Annotated in this window: 15 protein-coding genes; 8 read left to right on the forward strand and 7 right to left on the reverse strand. The window is 69.1% G+C overall.

Annotation, left to right across the window (positions count from 1 at the left end):
* Positions 1 to 128 precede the first annotated feature (128 nt).
* From ACSFA5_RS02445 to ACSFA5_RS02460, 4 genes are all read left to right on the forward strand, one after another.
* The gene (locus ACSFA5_RS02445; protein ID WP_435442413.1) at positions 129 to 2,231 is read left to right on the forward strand and encodes a LamG-like jellyroll fold domain-containing protein; all 2,103 of its coding nucleotides are present in this window, start codon (positions 129 to 131) and stop codon (positions 2,229 to 2,231) included.
* A gap of 107 nt (positions 2,232 to 2,338) precedes the next feature.
* Positions 2,339 to 2,521, forward strand: a complete 183-nt coding sequence (locus ACSFA5_RS02450; protein WP_435442414.1) for a hypothetical protein — start codon at positions 2,339 to 2,341, stop codon at positions 2,519 to 2,521.
* A gap of 34 nt (positions 2,522 to 2,555) precedes the next feature.
* A complete protein-coding gene (locus ACSFA5_RS02455; RefSeq protein WP_435442985.1) occupies positions 2,556 to 4,832 on the forward strand; it encodes a phosphocholine-specific phospholipase C in 2,277 nt (758 codons plus the stop codon).
* A gap of 126 nt (positions 4,833 to 4,958) precedes the next feature.
* Complete coding sequence (locus ACSFA5_RS02460) at positions 4,959 to 5,735, forward strand: DeoR/GlpR family DNA-binding transcription regulator (RefSeq protein WP_435442415.1); 777 nt, start codon at positions 4,959 to 4,961, stop codon at positions 5,733 to 5,735.
* A gap of 22 nt (positions 5,736 to 5,757) precedes the next feature.
* Here the strand turns inward: ACSFA5_RS02460 and ACSFA5_RS02465 are convergent, their stop codons facing one another.
* Entirely contained in the window at positions 5,758 to 7,764 is a 2,007-nt protein-coding gene (locus ACSFA5_RS02465; RefSeq protein ID WP_435442416.1) for a putative bifunctional diguanylate cyclase/phosphodiesterase, read from the reverse strand.
* A 594-nt stretch (positions 7,765 to 8,358) separates the two neighbouring features.
* Between ACSFA5_RS02465 and ACSFA5_RS02470 the strand changes: the two genes are divergently transcribed.
* The gene (locus ACSFA5_RS02470; RefSeq protein ID WP_435442417.1) at positions 8,359 to 9,231 is read left to right on the forward strand and encodes a DUF2272 domain-containing protein; all 873 of its coding nucleotides are present in this window, start codon (positions 8,359 to 8,361) and stop codon (positions 9,229 to 9,231) included.
* Positions 9,232 to 9,249: 18 nt separating this feature from the next.
* Here ACSFA5_RS02470 and ACSFA5_RS02475 read toward each other — a convergent pair whose 3' ends face one another.
* The 6 genes from ACSFA5_RS02475 to ACSFA5_RS02500 all read right to left on the reverse strand — a co-directional run bounded on the left by ACSFA5_RS02475 (position 9,250) and on the right by ACSFA5_RS02500 (position 13,759).
* Positions 9,250 to 9,498 (reverse strand): DUF3297 family protein, encoded by a 249-nt coding sequence (locus ACSFA5_RS02475; protein ID WP_435442418.1) that lies wholly within the window; start codon positions 9,496 to 9,498, stop codon positions 9,250 to 9,252.
* 70 nt (positions 9,499 to 9,568) lie between these two features.
* Complete coding sequence (locus tag ACSFA5_RS02480) at positions 9,569 to 10,036, reverse strand: ribonuclease HI family protein (RefSeq protein ID WP_435442419.1); 468 nt, start codon at positions 10,034 to 10,036, stop codon at positions 9,569 to 9,571.
* Positions 10,037 to 10,054: 18 nt separating this feature from the next.
* The gene (locus tag ACSFA5_RS02485; RefSeq protein ID WP_435442420.1) at positions 10,055 to 10,534 is read right to left on the reverse strand and encodes a hypothetical protein; all 480 of its coding nucleotides are present in this window, start codon (positions 10,532 to 10,534) and stop codon (positions 10,055 to 10,057) included.
* Between the two features lie 106 nt (positions 10,535 to 10,640).
* Entirely contained in the window at positions 10,641 to 11,567 is a 927-nt protein-coding gene (locus ACSFA5_RS02490; protein ID WP_435442986.1) for a Bug family tripartite tricarboxylate transporter substrate binding protein, read from the reverse strand.
* 94 nt (positions 11,568 to 11,661) lie between these two features.
* The gene (locus ACSFA5_RS02495; protein WP_435442421.1) at positions 11,662 to 12,606 is read right to left on the reverse strand and encodes a hydroxymethylglutaryl-CoA lyase; all 945 of its coding nucleotides are present in this window, start codon (positions 12,604 to 12,606) and stop codon (positions 11,662 to 11,664) included.
* Entirely contained in the window at positions 12,599 to 13,759 is a 1,161-nt protein-coding gene (locus tag ACSFA5_RS02500; protein WP_435442422.1) for a CaiB/BaiF CoA transferase family protein, read from the reverse strand. The genes ACSFA5_RS02495 and ACSFA5_RS02500 overlap by 8 nt, the downstream gene beginning before the upstream one ends.
* Positions 13,760 to 13,891: 132 nt before the next feature.
* Between ACSFA5_RS02500 and ACSFA5_RS02505 the strand changes: the two genes are divergently transcribed.
* The 3 genes from ACSFA5_RS02505 to ACSFA5_RS02515 all read left to right on the forward strand — a co-directional run bounded on the left by ACSFA5_RS02505 (position 13,892) and on the right by ACSFA5_RS02515 (position 16,338).
* Entirely contained in the window at positions 13,892 to 14,791 is a 900-nt protein-coding gene (locus ACSFA5_RS02505; RefSeq protein WP_435442423.1) for a LysR family transcriptional regulator, read from the forward strand.
* 47 nt (positions 14,792 to 14,838) lie between these two features.
* Positions 14,839 to 15,579, forward strand: coding sequence for a glutamine amidotransferase (locus tag ACSFA5_RS02510; RefSeq protein WP_435442424.1), 741 nt, complete (start codon positions 14,839 to 14,841; stop codon positions 15,577 to 15,579).
* Between the two features lie 126 nt (positions 15,580 to 15,705).
* Positions 15,706 to 16,338, forward strand: a complete 633-nt coding sequence (locus ACSFA5_RS02515; protein ID WP_435442425.1) for a CDP-alcohol phosphatidyltransferase family protein — start codon at positions 15,706 to 15,708, stop codon at positions 16,336 to 16,338.
* The last annotated feature ends 116 nt before the right edge of the window (positions 16,339 to 16,454 follow it).

Consider the following 16,454-nt stretch of genomic DNA (forward strand, 5'->3'; position numbering starts at 1 on the left):
GCGCACTGTCAAAGCGCTGTCACTTGGCGAACGCAAGATCTGCGGCATTCGAGGTGTTTGTGCTTTTTCTTGCAATTCGATTGCAAGGCCGCATTCACCCGCTGACACACAGATTCCGGGAGAACCACATGATCAGAAGAACGACCGCGCGCGGCGCGTCGGCGGCGACCAGCGTGTGCGCCCTGCTGCTGCTTGCAGCGTGCGGAGGCGGCGGAAACGGAGGAAACGGCGGCGGCTTCTCGCCCCTAGGCGCACTGCCGACGGCGAGCACGGGCAACCAGCCTGCACCCAGCGTCAACCAAGGCAAGAGCGGTCCCAAGGCCCTGGTGGTCGAGATCGACGGCCTCACCCATGCGGCGCTTCGCGATGCCATCGCGCAGAACAATGCCCCGGCGCTGCAGTCGTTCCAGCTGGCACCGGCGTGGACCGGCGGTGCCAACGGCACGCTCACCGAGCAACGCCTTACCGACGGCCCGGGATGGGCCACGCTGCTGACAGGCACGTGGGCTCAGCGCCACGGCGTGCGATGGGACACCGCCGACCAGCGCATCGACGCCGGGCGCGCACCGTCGGTCTTCGCCATGGCCAAGCAGAACGCGGCGGCCGGCTACAAGACCGGCGCCATCACCGCCAACGCGGTGTACCCCTTGCTGCTGGCCAACGAGCCCGGCAGCGTGGACACCGCCTTCGACTGCGCGGGCTCTGACGGCTGCGTGACGGAGCACACCGCGCAGCGCATCGATGCGGGCGACGATCTGGTCGTGGCGCAGTACGGCGCACCGGGCGCTGCGGCAGGCTCCGGCCTTGCGAGCGACGCCTACCGGCGCGCGGTGGCCGACACCGCCACGGCCGTCGGCCAATTGCTGGCACGCATCGCGCTGCGCACCGCCAACGACGCCAAGGAAGACTGGCTCGTGATCCTCACCACGGGCCACGGCCTGGACGGTTTCGGCGTCACCACCGGGCTGCAGTCGGCCGACAACAAGACCGTCTTCATCGCGAGCAACAAGAGCCTTGCGAGCCTGCCCGGCATCGGCTCGGCGGCCCCGGCCGACACCACGCTGTTGCAGCTTGCCGCGGCCACCGACATCGCGCCGACCGTGCTGCGCCACCTGGGCGTCGTGCCCGCGGCGGCCGACTACCGCTTCAATGGCCAGGCCCTGCAGGCCGCGACGTCGCTGCGCGGCCTGTCGGCCAGGACGGGCGCGGACAAGGGCAGCATCGAACTCTCGTGGACGCTCGCGGGCGCCACGGCCGCATCGGTGCAAGTGCTGCGCGACGGCAAGCCCGTGGCCACGCTGCCGACGGGGTCGATCCGCTACACCGACCCCATCGTGGCCGCGAGCGACGGCATCTACACCTACCAGTACACCGTCGTCGCCGGCGAGGCCAGCGTGGCGCTGCCCGCGCAAATCGCGTACGTCAAGCCGTTGCCTCCGGAGCCGCCGGCAACGCTGGCCACCACGCTGGTGAACGGGCTGGTCGACTACTACCCGCTCGACACGCTGCCCGGCACCGACACAAAGAACGCATCGACGCTTGCGCCGTGGGCTGCGGACGCCAACGGCGGCACGCTGGTCGACGACGGCTTCCAGGCCGCGTACAAGGCCAAGGCGCTGCGCGTGGACAGCACCGTGAAGAACGCCGGCGGCACGGCCGGCTACCGCCTGGTGCAGAACAGCGACGTCACCACCGCGCCCGCCGTCACGGCCTTCACCATCGGCTTCTGGATGCGCACCGACAACACCTGCACGCAAGGCGTGAGCAACGGCGGCACGGTGATCGGCAACAAGAACTACACCACCGGCCTCAACGCGGGCCTGGCCATCGGCCTGTTCGACAGCTGCGAGATCCGTTTCAACGTGGGCACGGGCAGCGAGCGCGCCGACAGCAACGGCTACAACCTGAGCGCAGGGCAATGGGCCTACGTGGCGGTGGTGATCGACAAGACGGCGCTCACGATGAAGGGCTACGTGATGGACCCCGTCAGCGGCATCCAGACCAACGGCGTCGCCATCACGAGCGCGCTGCTCGGCAAGCTCGGCGGCCTGGGCAACGGCCTGGGCCTGAACGAGGACGGCACCGGCCTCTACTACAAGCGCGAGACCAGTTCGCCGCGCGGCGCGATGGACTTCAACGAGTTCGCGATCTGGAACCGCGCGCTCACCAACAGCGAAATCACCAGCATCTTCAAGTCGGGCCAACCGCTGTCGACGCTGCCCGGTCTGTGAGCCGCGCTTGCCTCTGCGCCCACCTCCTCGACCGTTTCCCCGACCGTTTCCTGGCGCTTCTTGCGCCTTCCCTGTTCCAGAAAAACTGCACAACAAAGGATAGACCCATGACATCTGCACCCCTGAGCGCGCGCCTGCTGGCCGCGCTGATCGTGGCCTGCGCGCTCTCCGCTTGCGGCGGCGGCAGCGGCGGCGGCGGCTTCACCGGTGGCTTGCCCACCACGCCCGCCGCTCCCACCGCACCCCCCGCCGACGCCGGCACCGCGCCCGTGAAAAGCTGCGCACCCTGAGGCCCACGACATGAACGACCAAACCCACAAGCCCATGAACTCGCGCCGCAAGTTCCTCACCGGTACCGCCACCACGGGCGCCGCCGCACTCGCCATCTCGGCGTTTCCGCCGAGCATTCGCCGTGCGCTTGCCATTCCCGCCAACAACACGACGGGCACGATCATGGACGTCGAGCACGTCGTGATCCTGATGCAGGAGAACCGCTCGTTCGACCACTACTTCGGCACGATGATGGGTGTGCGCGGCTTCGGCGACCGCTTCACCATTCCGCTGCCCAACGGCCTCAACGTCTGGCAGCAGAGCGACGGCAACGGCAAGCCGGTGCTGCCCTACCACCTCGACCAGAGCCTGGGCAATGCGCAGCGCGTGAGCGGCACGCCGCACAGCTGGGGCGACGCGCAGAACGCCTGGGACGGAGGCCGCATGAACCAGTGGCCGCGCTACAAGACCACCGCATCGATGGGGTACTTCCAGGAGGCCGAGGTGCCGTTCCAGTACGCGCTGGCCAACGCCTTCACGGTGTGCGACAGCTACCACTGCGGCATGCACACCGGCACCAACTCGAACCGCCTGTTCCACTGGACCGGCACCAACGGCCCGTCGGGCCAGACGAGCAGCGGCCCGGCCCGTGTCTCCTCGATCGACAACACCTGGGAAAACCTGCGCTCGCCGTGGAACCCGACGACCAACCCCGGTGTCGACTCGACCCAGTTCGGATGCAACTGGAAGACCTATCCGGAGCGCCTGCAAGAGGCCAAGATCAGCTGGATCGTCTACCAGAACCTGCCCGACAACTACACCGACAACCCCCTGCACGGCTTTCAGCAGTACCGTGTGGCGAACAAGCTGTCGGGCAAGAACGACATGCGGTACGACGGTGACGCCAGCCCGCCCGCGGGCGTGACGGTGCCGGCGTACGACGCCGCCAGCGACGACGCAGGCAACCCGCTGTACAAGGGCGTGGCCAACACCATGCCCGACGGCGGCTTTCTGGGCACTTTCAAGCAGGACGTGCTCAACGGCAAGCTGCCGCAGGTGTCGTGGATCGTGGCGCCGCAAACGTACTCCGAGCACCCAGGGCCATCGAGCCCGGTGCAGGGCGGCTGGTACATCCAGGAGGTGCTGAACGCGCTGACCGCCTCGCCCGACGTGTGGAGCAAGACGGTGTTCATCGTCAACTTCGACGAGAACGACGGCTACTTCGACCACGTGCCCTCGCCTTCCGCGCCGTCGCTCATCAATCCGACAGACCCCAACAGCGCCGCCGCGGGAAAGACCACGCTGTCGGACGCCGACGTCGCGTTCGAACGCCACAACTACCCCCTGGTCGGCAGCACCACGCCGCCTGTGGACGGCCGCGTGTACGGCCCTGGCCCGCGTGTGCCGATGTACGTCATTTCGCCCTGGAGCCGCGGTGGCTGGGTCAACTCGCAGGTGTTCGACCACACCTCGGTGCTGCGTTTCCTGGAAGCACGCTTCGGGGTGAAGGAGCTGAACATCTCGCCGTTCCGCCGTGCGGTGAGCGGCGACCTGACGAGCGCATTCAACTTTGCCACGCCCAACACCGAAGTGCTGCCCACCTTCGCCGGCACCCGCACCAAGGCCGACGCGGACAAGCTGCGCGCCGACCAGCAGGCGCTGGCGCAGATCGTGCCGCCGGCCAACGCGACGCTCCCCAAGCAGGCCACCGGCACGCGCCCCTCGCGCGCGCTGCCCTACGAGCTGCATGTGAGCGCACGCGCGGATGCGCTCAACGGCGCGATGCGCCTGGTCTTCTCCAACACCGGCAAGGCCGCCGCCGTGTTCCACGTGTACGACAAGCTGCACCTCGACCGGCTGCCGCGCCGCTACATGGTCGAGCCCGGCAAGATGCTGGACGACGTGTGGAGCGGCACGGCGGACACCGCCGGCAACTCTTACGACCTGTGGGTGCTCGGGCCCAACGGCTTTCACCGCCACTTCAAGGGCAACCTGGACACGCTGCGCGCCGGCAACGCACCCATCCCCGAGGTGCGTGTGTGCTACGACATCGCCAACGGCAACGTGTACCTCGAGATGCTCAACGGCGGCACCAACGCCTGCGGCTTCACGGTGCGCGCCAAGGCCTACCGCAACGACGGCCCCTGGGGCGCGAGCGTGAACGGCGGTGCCAAGGCCGAGCAGCTGTGGACGCTGGAAGGCAGCGGCCACTGGTACGACTTTGCCGTCAGCTGCGATGCCGACCCGACCTTCTACCGCCGCTTCGCCGGCCGCGTGGAAAACGGCAAGCATTCGGTGAGCGATCCGGCCATGGGCCGCGCCGATCTCTGACATCGGCAAAAATGGCGCAAGTTGCGCGCCGGTTCCAGGCCTGTTCCAGGCCCGGAACATGCAGACCGGGACGGCCGTCGCACTGACGCCGTCCCTTTTTCAATTTCTACACGCCAGCATTCATCCATGCTCCAAGACGAACGATTCCTGCGCATCCGCAGCCTGCTCGCCACCTTCTCGCGCCTGAGCGTCGAGCGCATCGTGCAAGACCTGGCGGTGTCGCGCGAAACCGTGCGGCGCGACCTGCTCGAGCTCGAAGGCCTGGGCGAGCTGCGCCGGGTGCACGGCGGCGCCATCGCCACCAGCGCCGAGCCCGAGCCGCCGCTGGCGGTGCGGCTGGTGGCGCGGCAGCGCGAAAAGCGCGCCATTGCCAAGGCCGCCGTGGCGCTGCTGCGGCCGGGGCAGACGGTGTTCATGGACGCGGGCAGCACCATGTCGATCTGCGCGGAAGAAATTGCCACGCTCAGCGGCATGACCGTCATCACCAACTCGCTGAACATCGCGCTCAAGCTCGCGGGCGCGGGCGAGGGGCGGCTCACGGGCAACCGGACCATTCTGCTGGGCGGAGAAATCGACGTGAAGGCGCAGGCCACCTGCGGCGACACCACGGTGGAGGCCATTCGCCGCTACCGCGCCGACGTGGCGCTGCTGTCGCCGGTGGGCCTGCATGCCAGACACGGCGCCATGAGCTTCGAGCACCACGAGGCCACCGTGGCGCGCGCCATGGCCGAGCAGGCACAGCAGCTCATCCTGCTGGCCGACCACGCCAAGATCGGCCAGGCCAGCCGCGTGAGCTATGCGCGCGCGGCGGACATCGGCGTGGTGGTCACCGATGGGAAGGCGCGCGACCTTCCCGGCATGGCGGCGCTGCGCAAGGCGTGCGAGCGGGTGGTGCTGGCCTGAAGCGCCCGCGCAGCCCGGGCGCTCACGACGGCCATGCTGCAGGGCGTGGCACGTCGGCGCGACCGTCGGCCCATGCAATGACCTTGGCAAGCGGCGCCGGGCGCATGAAATAGAAGCCCTGCAGCAAGGGGCTGCCCAGTGCGCGCAGCGCGTCGAGTTCTTCGCCGGTTTCCACCCCCTCGGCCACCACTTCGATGTACAGCGACTGGCCCAGGCGAATCACCGCGTCCACCATCAGGCGGCTGCCGGGGGACGAAGCCAGGTTGAGAATGAAGCTGCGGTCTATCTTCACCTGGCGCACATGCTCGCCGCGCAGCGACGCAAGCGACGAATAGCCGACGCCGAAGTCGTCGATCACGATGGCGATGCCGGCCTCCGCCAGCACCCGGAGCCGGTCTTTCGCGGCCGACGTGTCGAGCGCCACTTTTTCCGTGATCTCGAGCTGCCGGCGGTGCGTGGACAAGCCATGCCTTGCCAACGTCTCCAGCACGATGGCGTCCACCGGCAGCTGCGACATCTCCCGTGGGGACACGTTCATGGCGACGGGCACGTTGTCGAACCGCCTGCCGGCCGAGTCCAGATGCCGCAGGCCTTCGCACACGTCGTTCAGGATATGGCGCAGCAGGCGTTCGGCCAGGCCGGTGTTCGCCGCCGCAAAGATCACGTCAGACGGCGCCACCCATCCGTGCCTGGGATGCTCCCAGCGCAGCAGCGCTTCCAGGCTGTGCAGGCGCTGCCCACCGTCCGCCAGGATCGGCTGGTACCACACGCAGATGGCGTGCGACGCGATGGCGTCGGCCAGGTCGCGCTCGATGTCGCGGCGGCTCAGCAGGCGGCTGTGCAGTGCGCCGTCGAAGCGATGCCAGCGGTTGCGCCCCAGGCGCTTGGCCTCGTAAAGGGCCTCGTCCGAGAAGCTCAGCATCTCCGCCACAGGGCAGTCGTGGCCCGTGCAGATGCCCACGCTCACACCGAGTTGGCCGCCGTAGTGCGATGTCGCCTGGCCGATCGACTCGATCAGCGCCAGCGCCACCGCCTCGGGTGCGTCGTGCGTGCCGCGGGGCGCGTAGAAGACGGCGAACTCGTCCCCGCCCCAGCGGCCCACCACCGCGTCGTGCACCGCAAGCTCGCGCTGCAGCCACCGACCGACGTCCTGCAGCACCTGGTCGCCGGCCCTGTGGCCGAATGCGTCGTTGACCGCCTTGAAACCGTCGAGGTCGAGCATCAGCGACGCGCCATTGCGCAAGCGTGGCGCCGCAGCGAGAAAGCCCTCCCGGTTGAGCAGGCCGGTCAGCGAGTCGTGGTTGGCCCGAAAGTCCAGTTCACGCGCGGCGCGGCTGGACTGCGCATGCGTGCGCCGCAGCTCCGAGGCCAAGAACAAGGCCTCGTTCTTGATCTGGCTGCCGGCCCGGAATGCACGGTCCCCGCGCATCGAGGCGTGGACCAGCGCAGCGAGGTACACGAGCACCATCACCGCCAGCGCCGTGTGATGGAAGCCGCCCGCCCATGCCAGCCACGCCGCCACCACGCAGAGCGTGGGCGTGACGAACGCCACCGGCACCGGTGCATAGGCCGCGCTGTAGATGACCGAGCCTGCGCACACACCGCATACGACGGTCATGAAGAACAGCGTTTCCGATGGCACGTCGCCCCGGCAGAACAGCGGCAACAGCGCCCACACGCAACCCGACACCAGCGAGGAAAAGGTGACCAGGCGCAGCTGCCGCGCGGTTTCGCGTTCGTCCAGCCCGCCCGGATGCCGGCGCGACGATGCGCTCACGGCGCGGCATACCCAGAAGCGGCCGGCGTTCGACAGGGCGACCAGAAGAAGCCAGCCGAGCGGCAGAACCCAGCCGTTCGACGCGTAAAGCGCCACCACGGCGGTTGCCGTCGCCACGGCCATGCTCGAAGGCACCACGGCACGCATGCTGCGCTGTACGGAATGAAGCTGATCGCTGCGCACCCTCTGCGCGAGCCCGACGGTGGCGGGCATGGGAGAAGAAGTGTCGTTGCTGCGAGTGGGGGCGACCATGAATTGGAGAAGGAATGCCACGGGGACATCCGCACCTCAAAGCGCCATTTCGTACCGGAAACGATGCGCCGCGCCTCGTCTTTTTGCCCCTTCGCGCCGTCGTCCCTGTCCGACAGGCGCGTTGCGGGTCGCGGCCTGTGCGCAGCTGCGCGCTCCGTCGTCCGCGCGACCGCGCATGGCCTGAAACTGCCACCGTTTGGCCAGGAAGCCCCGCATTCGGCGTCGTGCGGCTTGCGGCTGAACTGGCGCGCAAGGCTGGGGAGTTGTTTCAGATGAGCGAGCAGGCACGAACGGAGGTGCCCGAGGCCGGCGACTGCCAGCCGGTCTGGCGGGCTGCAACGGTCGCTGCTCGCTGCGCGGAAGGAGCGGCCCTGCTTGCACGGAATACGCGCTGCCGATACAGCCGAAGCGCATTTCCGGCGACCGCTATGCTCCCGCCACATGCCGCCCTCCAACAAAATCCCTCGCACGCCCCGCGGCCTGCTGCCCCTGCTTGTCTGCGCCCTGTGCGTGGCCTTCTCAAGCCCCACATCGGCTGCCCCGACCTGCACCGAAACCGCCACCCGACTCCCCTCCCCCTCGCGCGCCCTCGCCATGGCCGCCTTCGCCGTGCAGGAGCACCAGGCCTTCGGCGCCCAGACCATGGACGCCGAAGGCCGCATGACCGAAGCCGGGGACTCCGAGGCCGAGGACACGCGCCGCACCGTGCCCGGCCTTGCGCCCTGGCAGCGGGTGCTCGGCTACTGGCAGGCCGTCGATCCGCGGCTGCCCACGCAGGTGCGCTACGGCGCGCTGCGCCCGGCCAACCGGCACCTGCTGATGCAGGCGTTGAACGAGGCGACGGCCGGGCGGCTGCAAGGCATGGGCGTGGGCCCGGACGAAGGGCTGGAGTCCACCGAACTGCGTGCCGTGCAGGTCGCGCTGGCCCGCGCCTCCATCATCGACACGCCTTGGTCCGCCGCATTCATCAGCTGGCTCGCACGCCAGGCCGGGCTGGCAGACGAAGAGTTCGTTTTCTCGGAGGCGCATGTCGACTACGCCGGGGCGGCGTGGCAGGCCGGCGTCGAAGAGGCGGCAGGCCGGCCCACGCGCTACGCCCTGCGCGCCTGCGACATCACGCGCACGCCGCCGCGCGTGGGCGACCTGGTGTGCCAGGCGCGCGGTGCGGGCGCCGGGCTGGACACCTTCGACAAGATCGGCGAAGTGCTGGCCACGCGCGACACCGGCGGCGAGGCGCTGCCGATGCATTGCGATGTGGTGGTGAGCGTCGATGCCGCAGGCTTCGACACGGTGGGCGGCAACGTGCTGCAGTCGGTCACGCGGCGCCGGCTCGACTTTGCGCCGGGCACGCAGTGGCTGGACCCGAGCTACCTGCCCGAGGGATGCACGCCGACGCCTGGCGCGGCTGGCTGCATCGATCGCCACATGAGCCGCCAGCCTTGGTCGCTGTTGCTGCAGTGGCGATGATCGACTGAAAAAACCAGATTACTTGTAGAACGCCTCGACGGTGCCCTTGAGCTTGAGCAGCAGGGGCTTGCCCTTGCGGTCGACGGTCTTGCCGGCGGGCACCTTGACCCAGCCTTCGCTGATGCAGTATTCCTCGACGTCGAGGCGTTCCTTGCCGTTGAAACGAATGCCGATGTCGTTCTCGAAAGCGGCGGCCACATGGTGCGGGCTGCGCGGGTCGCTGGAGAGGTGGTCGGGAAGGGGTGGGCGGGAAGTGGCTTCTGTCATGGCGCGTGATGATAGGGGCTCCAGCGCGCCCTGCCGCGCCGGGGCCTGCCGATCTGTCGTTCTTGCCCTTCTATCGCCGCTTCTTCTTCGAGCGCCGCGGCGGCGGCTTGGGCCCGAAGCCCAGCGCAGCGCGGGCCAGCGCGTCGGCTTCGCCGTTGCGGTGGCGCGGAATCCACTGCACGCGCGCGTCATCGAAGCTGCCTAGCAACGCGCGGGCGGCGCCGAACAGGGCGGCAAGGCGGGCGATGGGTCTGGCTTCGACCGTACCGAGCTGCTCGACCAGCGTGCTGTTGTCGCTGTACGCCCGCACGGCGGTCACGCCGCGCTCACGCAGGTCTTGCAGCGCCAGGGTCAGCGCCAACAGCTCGGCCTCGTTGTTGCAGCCGGTGGTATGGGTGGCCTGGGACAGCGTGTGGCGCGTGCCGTCGGGCGCGGTGATGACGGCGCCGACGCCCATGCGGCCCGGGTTGGGCATGGCGCTGCCGTCGCAGTACACGGTCCACGGCGTGCCGGCAGGCACGGTTTCGCTCGCGCTCACGCCCATGCTGCGTGCCGCTCAGCAGTTGCTGCGCTGGATGCCCGCCAGGTTCTGGCAGGGCCGCTTGCCGGGGGGCGGGCCGGGGTCGCGCAGGTGGGGTGGCGGCCGGCGAATGGGGCGCACGCCGTCGTAATACGGGTCGCGGTCGGGGTCGGGTCCCAGGATGTAGACGGGCGGCGGGTCTGCCGCGGGCTGGGTGTCGGGGGGGTAGCGCGGAATGACTGCCGGGGCGGAAGGCGGGTTGGGCCGGTTGCCGGCCACCTGGCTGCGCGGTGGCTGCTGGGGCGTGGCGACAGGTGCAGGCGGCACGTCGTCCCGGCGCGTTTCATCGGGCGGCGGCGGCGTGAGGATCTGCACGGGCCGCGCCTGCTTGCTTCCCGGCGGGCAGGCGACATTGGTGTACGAGATGGCCCCGCTCGCGTCCGTGCACCGAACCACGTCCGCGTGCGCGCCCAGCGCGGCCGCGAAGATCGACAGGAAAAAGGCCAGGGAGCGCATCGGTCGCATGGGGGTGGGCGATGGGGGGTGACGGAAGTTGCGCCAACTGTAGCCGCAGCGAAGCCGCCCGGCGACCCCTGTGCGCACGCCCCCACTCAGCGCATCGTCATTCAGGCTCGATGCCGGCCGCGCGAATCACCACGCCCCACTTGCGCGATTCGTTCGCCTGGAACTGCGCGAGCCCCTCGGGCGTGCTCGTGACAGCCTCGCCGCTGGTGCTCGCCTGGTAGGCCACCACGGCGGGCGCGGCAGAAACCTTGATCATCATTTCATTGAGCTTTTGCGTGACGGCGGCGGGCACGCCCGGCGGCAGGTACACCGCCGTCCAGTACGACATGTCGTAGCCCTTCACGCCGGCCTCCTCCACCGTCGGCAGCGCCGGCACCGCGTCCAGGCGCTTGGTGCCGCTGACGGCCAGCGCGCGCAGCTTGCCGCCCTTGACCTGGGGCAGTGCGGTGGGTGCATCGGCGAACATGAAGTCGACCTGCCCGCCCAGCAGGTCGGTGATGGCCAGCGGGTTGCTCTTGTAGGGCACGTTGACCACGTCGATGCCCGCCATCTGCTTGAGCAGTTCGCTGGCCACGCGGCTCGACGAGCTGCCGCTGCCGAAGTTGAGCTTGCCGGGCGCCTTCTTCGCCGCCGCGACCAGCTCGGCCACCGACTTGATCGGCGAATCGGAATTCACCAGCAACAGCATGTGCCCCTTGGACAGCAGCGTGACCGGGGTGAAGTCTTTCACCGGGTCGTAGGGCAGCTTCCTGAACAGGTGCTCGTTGGCCGCGTGCGTCGTGTTGGTGGTCATGAGCATCGTGTAGCCGTCGGGCGCGGCCTTGGCCACGTACTGCGCGGCGATGAAGCCGCTGGCCCCTGCCCGGTTGTCCACGATGACGGGCACCTTGTACTCGGCGCCCAGCGCCTGCGCCATGCTGCGCGCCTGCTGGTCGGTGCCGCTGCCCGCGCCGAAGGGCACGACGATGGTGATGGGCTTGTTGGGGTACGCCTGAGCGTGCACGGGGCCGGCGGCCAGCGCCATCGCGCAAAGCGCCGCCGGAGCAACCAGTCGGAAGAAGAAAGTCGGCACGGTTTGTCTCCTGTGGAATGTTTTTTCTGTGGTGTCTTCGCCTGGCTCAGTGCCGGAACCCGGCCAGCGTGCCGGCCCGCATGAGCTTGCCCGGCAGCGGGTGGCCGACGATCTCTTCGGCCAGTCGTGCGCAGTCGATGAGCGCGTCCAGGTCCACGCCGGTCTCGATGCCCATCTCCTCGCACATGAAGGCGAGGTCTTCCGTGCAGATGTTCCCGGCCGCGCCGGTGTGGCCCGCGAACGGGCAGCCGCCGAGCCCGGCGCAGGCGCTGTCGAAGGTGTCGATGCCCATCTGCAGGCCCATGAGTGCATTGGCCATGGCAGTGCCGCGCGTGTCGTGCAGGTGCAGGCCCAGCCGCAGGTCGGGCCAGCGCTCGCGCACGGCCCCCACCACCGAGGCGATGGCGTTGGGCTGGGCCCAGCCCACGGTGTCGGCGAGCCGGAGAATGGGCAGGCGCAGGCCGAACTCGGCCATCGCGTCGAGCATCTGCGCCACGCGCTCGACCACGGTGGCGGGCGCAATGGCGCCTTCGAGGTTGCAGCCGAAGGCCGTGGTGACGATGCCGCGCGTGACCGGAATGCGGTGGTCGACGCAGTAGGCCAGCGTTTCGCGCTGGGCGTCGCGCAGCGCGGCCAGGTTCTTGCCGCTGTTGCGTACCGAAAAGGCCTCCGACGCGTTGGTGGTGATGGTGCCTTCGATGTCGAGTTGCGTGCGCATGGCGCGCTGCATGCCGCGCAGGTTGAGCCATATGCCGGTGTAGCGCACGCCCTCGCGCTTGCGGATCGACTGGGCGACCAGTTCGGCGTCGGCCATGCCGGGCACGCGCTCGGGGCTCACGAAAGACACGCACTGCACCTCTTCGAGCCCCGTGCCGGCCAGCGCCTCGATCAGGCGCACCTTGTCGGCCGAGGCGATGTGCCGGGCTTCCATCTGAAAGCCCTCGCGCGGGCCTTCCTCGTGCAGATGAACGCGTCGTGGAAGGTCAGACATTCGTGTTTCCTTGTCGTGGCTGTTGAACGGGTGCGCCGAACTCCGCGTTGTGCTGGCCCAGCCGGGGCGCGACCGCACGGTGCGACGGGCGCACGCCGTCGATCGACAACGGCAATGCGGTCAGCCTGAAGTCTTCGCCCGGCACGGCCTGCAGCATGCCCAGCGCCTGCACCTGCGGATGCGCAAGGGCCTCGGGCACGGTATGCACCGGCGCGCAGGGCACGCCGGCCGCGGTGAAGCGCGCGGTCCACTGCGCACGGGTCTGCGCGCGCAGCAGCGGCACGATCTGCGCGAACAGCGCGGCCTTGTGGCGCAACCGCAGCCGGTTGGTGGCAAAGCGTTCGTCGGTGGTCCAGTCGTCGCGGCCGAGTTCGTGGGCGAACTTGGCGAACAGCCGGTCGTTGCCGCAGCACACGAGCAGCGGCGCGTCGGCGGTGTCGAAGGATTCGTAGGGCACGAAGCCCGGATGGCCCGAGCGGTGGCGCTCCGGCAGGCGGCCTTCGTTGGCGTAGGCGTCGGCCTTCTGTCCGGTCCAGACCAGCGCCGTTTCGAGCAGCGACGCGCTGACCACGCCGCCCTTGCCCGTGGCATGGCGCCGCTGCAGCAGCGCCAGCGCGCCGATCACCGCCCACATGCCGGTGCCCTGGTCGCACACCGAGGCCCCGGTGCGCAGGGGCGGATCGTCCGGGCCGCCGTTGATGCTCGACAGGCCGCTGAAGGCCTGTATCAAGGGCTCGTAGCCTGGCTGCGTGCTGAGGGGCCCGGTGTGGCCGAACGCAGAGATTTCGCAATAGATCAAGCGCGGATGGCGTGCGCACAGCGTGGGCCCGTCGATGCCCATCGAGCGCGTGACGCCGGGACGCAGGTTGTGGACGAGGATGTCGGCGTCACCGGCGAGCCGTTCGAACACCGCCATGCCTTCCGTGCTTTTCAGGTCGATGGCGACCGACTTCTTGCCGCGGTTGAATACATGAAAGTTCAACGCATCGCCGTGGCGAAAGGCCGGCCCCATGTGGCGCGCGTCGTCGCCGCCCTCGGTGCGCTCGAGCTTGACGACGTCGGCCCCCAGGTCCGCAAGGATCGCGCCGGCGAACGGTCCGGCCAGCACCTGCCCGAGTTCCAGCACCCGGATGCCTTCCAGTATTTTTTGCATGTCCAGCACCCTGGGGCGGGCCCGTCTCCTTGTTCAATGGCAGCCAGTCTGGGCTTCGGCCATTGATCTGGGAAGACGAATATTCCTATATCTGTGATAACTTGAACGGATCAATCCGACCCGGATGCGCCCATGCGAATCGACATCACGCTGCAGCAGCTGCAGGCCTTTGCCGAGGTGGCCAGGACCACGAACTTTCGCGCGGCCGCGCTCGCGCTGCACGTGTCGCAACCGGCGCTGAGCCGCACGATCCGCATCGTCGAGCAGCTGGCCGGCGCGCGGCTGTTCGACCGCGACACGCGGCATGTGGCGCTCACGCCTGCGGGCCGTGAGTTGCTGCCGATCGCGCTGCGCATCCTGGAGAACTTTCACAGCTCGTTCAGCGAGCTGTCGCAGTTTCTGGAAGGCCGCAGCGGGCATCTCACCATCGCCGCGCTGCCCTCCACGGGCGTGGCGTTGCTGCCCCATGCCATCGCCGGATTCCGCCAGAGCCACCCGGAAGTGACGTTCTCGTTGATCGAGGGGCCGGCCGACGAAGTGCGCGCGGCCGTGGACGAGGGCCGCGCCGACTTCGGCATCACCGTGCGCCCCGGTCCGCAGGAGCCCATGCTGTACCGCCACCTGATCGACGACCCCTTCGTGCTGCTGTGCCGGCACGACGATGCGCTGGCGGGCCGGGCCTCGGCGGCATGGTCGGTGTTCGCGACACGGCCTTTCATTGCCAGCGGCTTTCACAGCAGCATCCGCCCGATCACCGACGCGGCCTTTCTGCAGCGCGGCCTGCAGGTGGTGCCGGCGCTGGAATACCCGAGCGTGGCCGCGGCTGGCGCGCTGGTCGCCGCGGGGCTGGGCATCACGGCACTGCCACGGCTGGCGCTGCAGCTCACGCGCAACGACGACCTGGCGACGGTGCCGCTGCAGCGGCCGGCCATGTCACGGCCCATCGGGCTGGTGACGCGGGCGGGCCGGTCGCCGTCGCCGGTGGGGCGGGCGTTCATGGACCTGCTGCAGCACGGCGGCGCCCGGCGCTGAAACCGAGCGCTGAAGTTGAGCTTTCAGGCTGCGGCATGATCGCGGGCATGCAGAACACGCCCCCTCGTCCGCTTGTCATCGTCAAGGTAGGAAGCACCTTCGAAGCCCTTCGCGCGCGGCGCGGCGACTTCGAGCACTGGATCGCCGACGGGCTCGGTACGCAGGCGCTGCCGATTTTGGTTGTAGACCCGCGCCGCGGCGACACATTGCCCGATGCAGGCGCGGTGTCGGGCGTGGTGGTGACGGGCTCGCACGCCATGGTGTCGCACCGCGAACCGTGGAGCGAGACCACCGCCGCCTGGCTCGCGCAATTGGTGGCGCGCCACACGCCGGTGCTGGGCATCTGCTACGGCCACCAGCTGCTGGCGCACGCGCTGGGCGGCGAGGCGGGCAACCATCCGCAGGGCGCGGAGGTCGGCACGGTGACCGTCACGCTCGACGGGGCCGCCGCCACCGACGAACTGATGCGCGGCCTGCCCGCGCAGTTTGCGGCGAATGTGGTGCACTGGCAAAGCGCGCTGCAGCTGCCCGAAGGCGCGGTGCGGCTCGCCGGCAACGACCATGAGCCGGTGCAGGCCTTCCGCGTGGGCAAGAATGCCTGGGGACTTCAGTTCCATCCCGAGTTCGACGCCGACACCATGCGCGCCTACATAGACATGCTGGCCGATGATCTGCACAGCGAAGGCGCGGACCCGGTGGCGTTGCGCGAGCGGGTGACGTCGACCGACACGGCGGCCGGGCTGCTCGGGCGCTTTGCGCAGATCGTCGAAGCGCACCAAGGCGTCTGAACGGGCCTGCAGCGGCGCGCGCGGCACCCCAGGCCTGCCGAGTTTTCGTCGGACCGCGACTACAAAAGGCGCCACGCGCTTGGGTTAAGGTGCCGTCCATCCACCGTTTACCAGACCTCCCCCTTCATGACCACGCCTTCCCCCGTCCGCAAGCACTTCTCGATGATCCGGGAGTTCCACCTGGCCGATGTGTTCACGCTCGGCAATGCGGCCTGCGGGGTGGGTGGGGTGTTCCTGGCGATGGCGTTCATGGCGAGCCAGTCGCTCACGCAGTTCCTGTGGGCGGCGGCACTGGCGCCGGCAGCCTTCATCTTCGACGTGTTCGACGGGCGCATCGCGCGCTGGCGGCAGACGCAGTCGGCGCTCGGGCGTGAGCTCGATTCGCTGGCCGACATCATCTCCTTCGGCGTGGCACCCGCCGCGCTGGGCTTCGCGGCCGGCCTGAACGGGGGGTGGGACTGCGCCATCCTCGTGTACTTCGTGTGCTGCGGCGTGAGCCGGCTCGCGCGCTACAACGTGACGGCGGAGTCGCTGTCCGAAGGCGCGAACAAGGTGAAGTACTTCGAGGGCACGCCCATTCCCACCAGCGTGGTGCTGGTCGGCGTGCTGGCTTGCGCGGCCTGGCAAGGCCACATCGGCAGCGCGCTGTGGGGCGGCGCATGGGTCGTCGGGCCGTGGCAGTTGCATCCGCTCACGCTGATGTTCGCGTTGTCGGGCACGCTCATGATCAGCAAGACGTTGCGCATTCCCAAGTTCTGAGCCGCGCAAAAACCAGGGACGCCACGCCCTGAGGTTCGGCTGGCCAGCGCACGGCGTGCCGCGCTGGTGACAGCATGCGGCGAAGGGCGCGCCTTTTAATCGGATTCCCGTCCTTT

The organism is Variovorax monticola, from assembly GCF_051216855.1.
Classification (GTDB): domain Bacteria; phylum Pseudomonadota; class Gammaproteobacteria; order Burkholderiales; family Burkholderiaceae_C; genus Variovorax.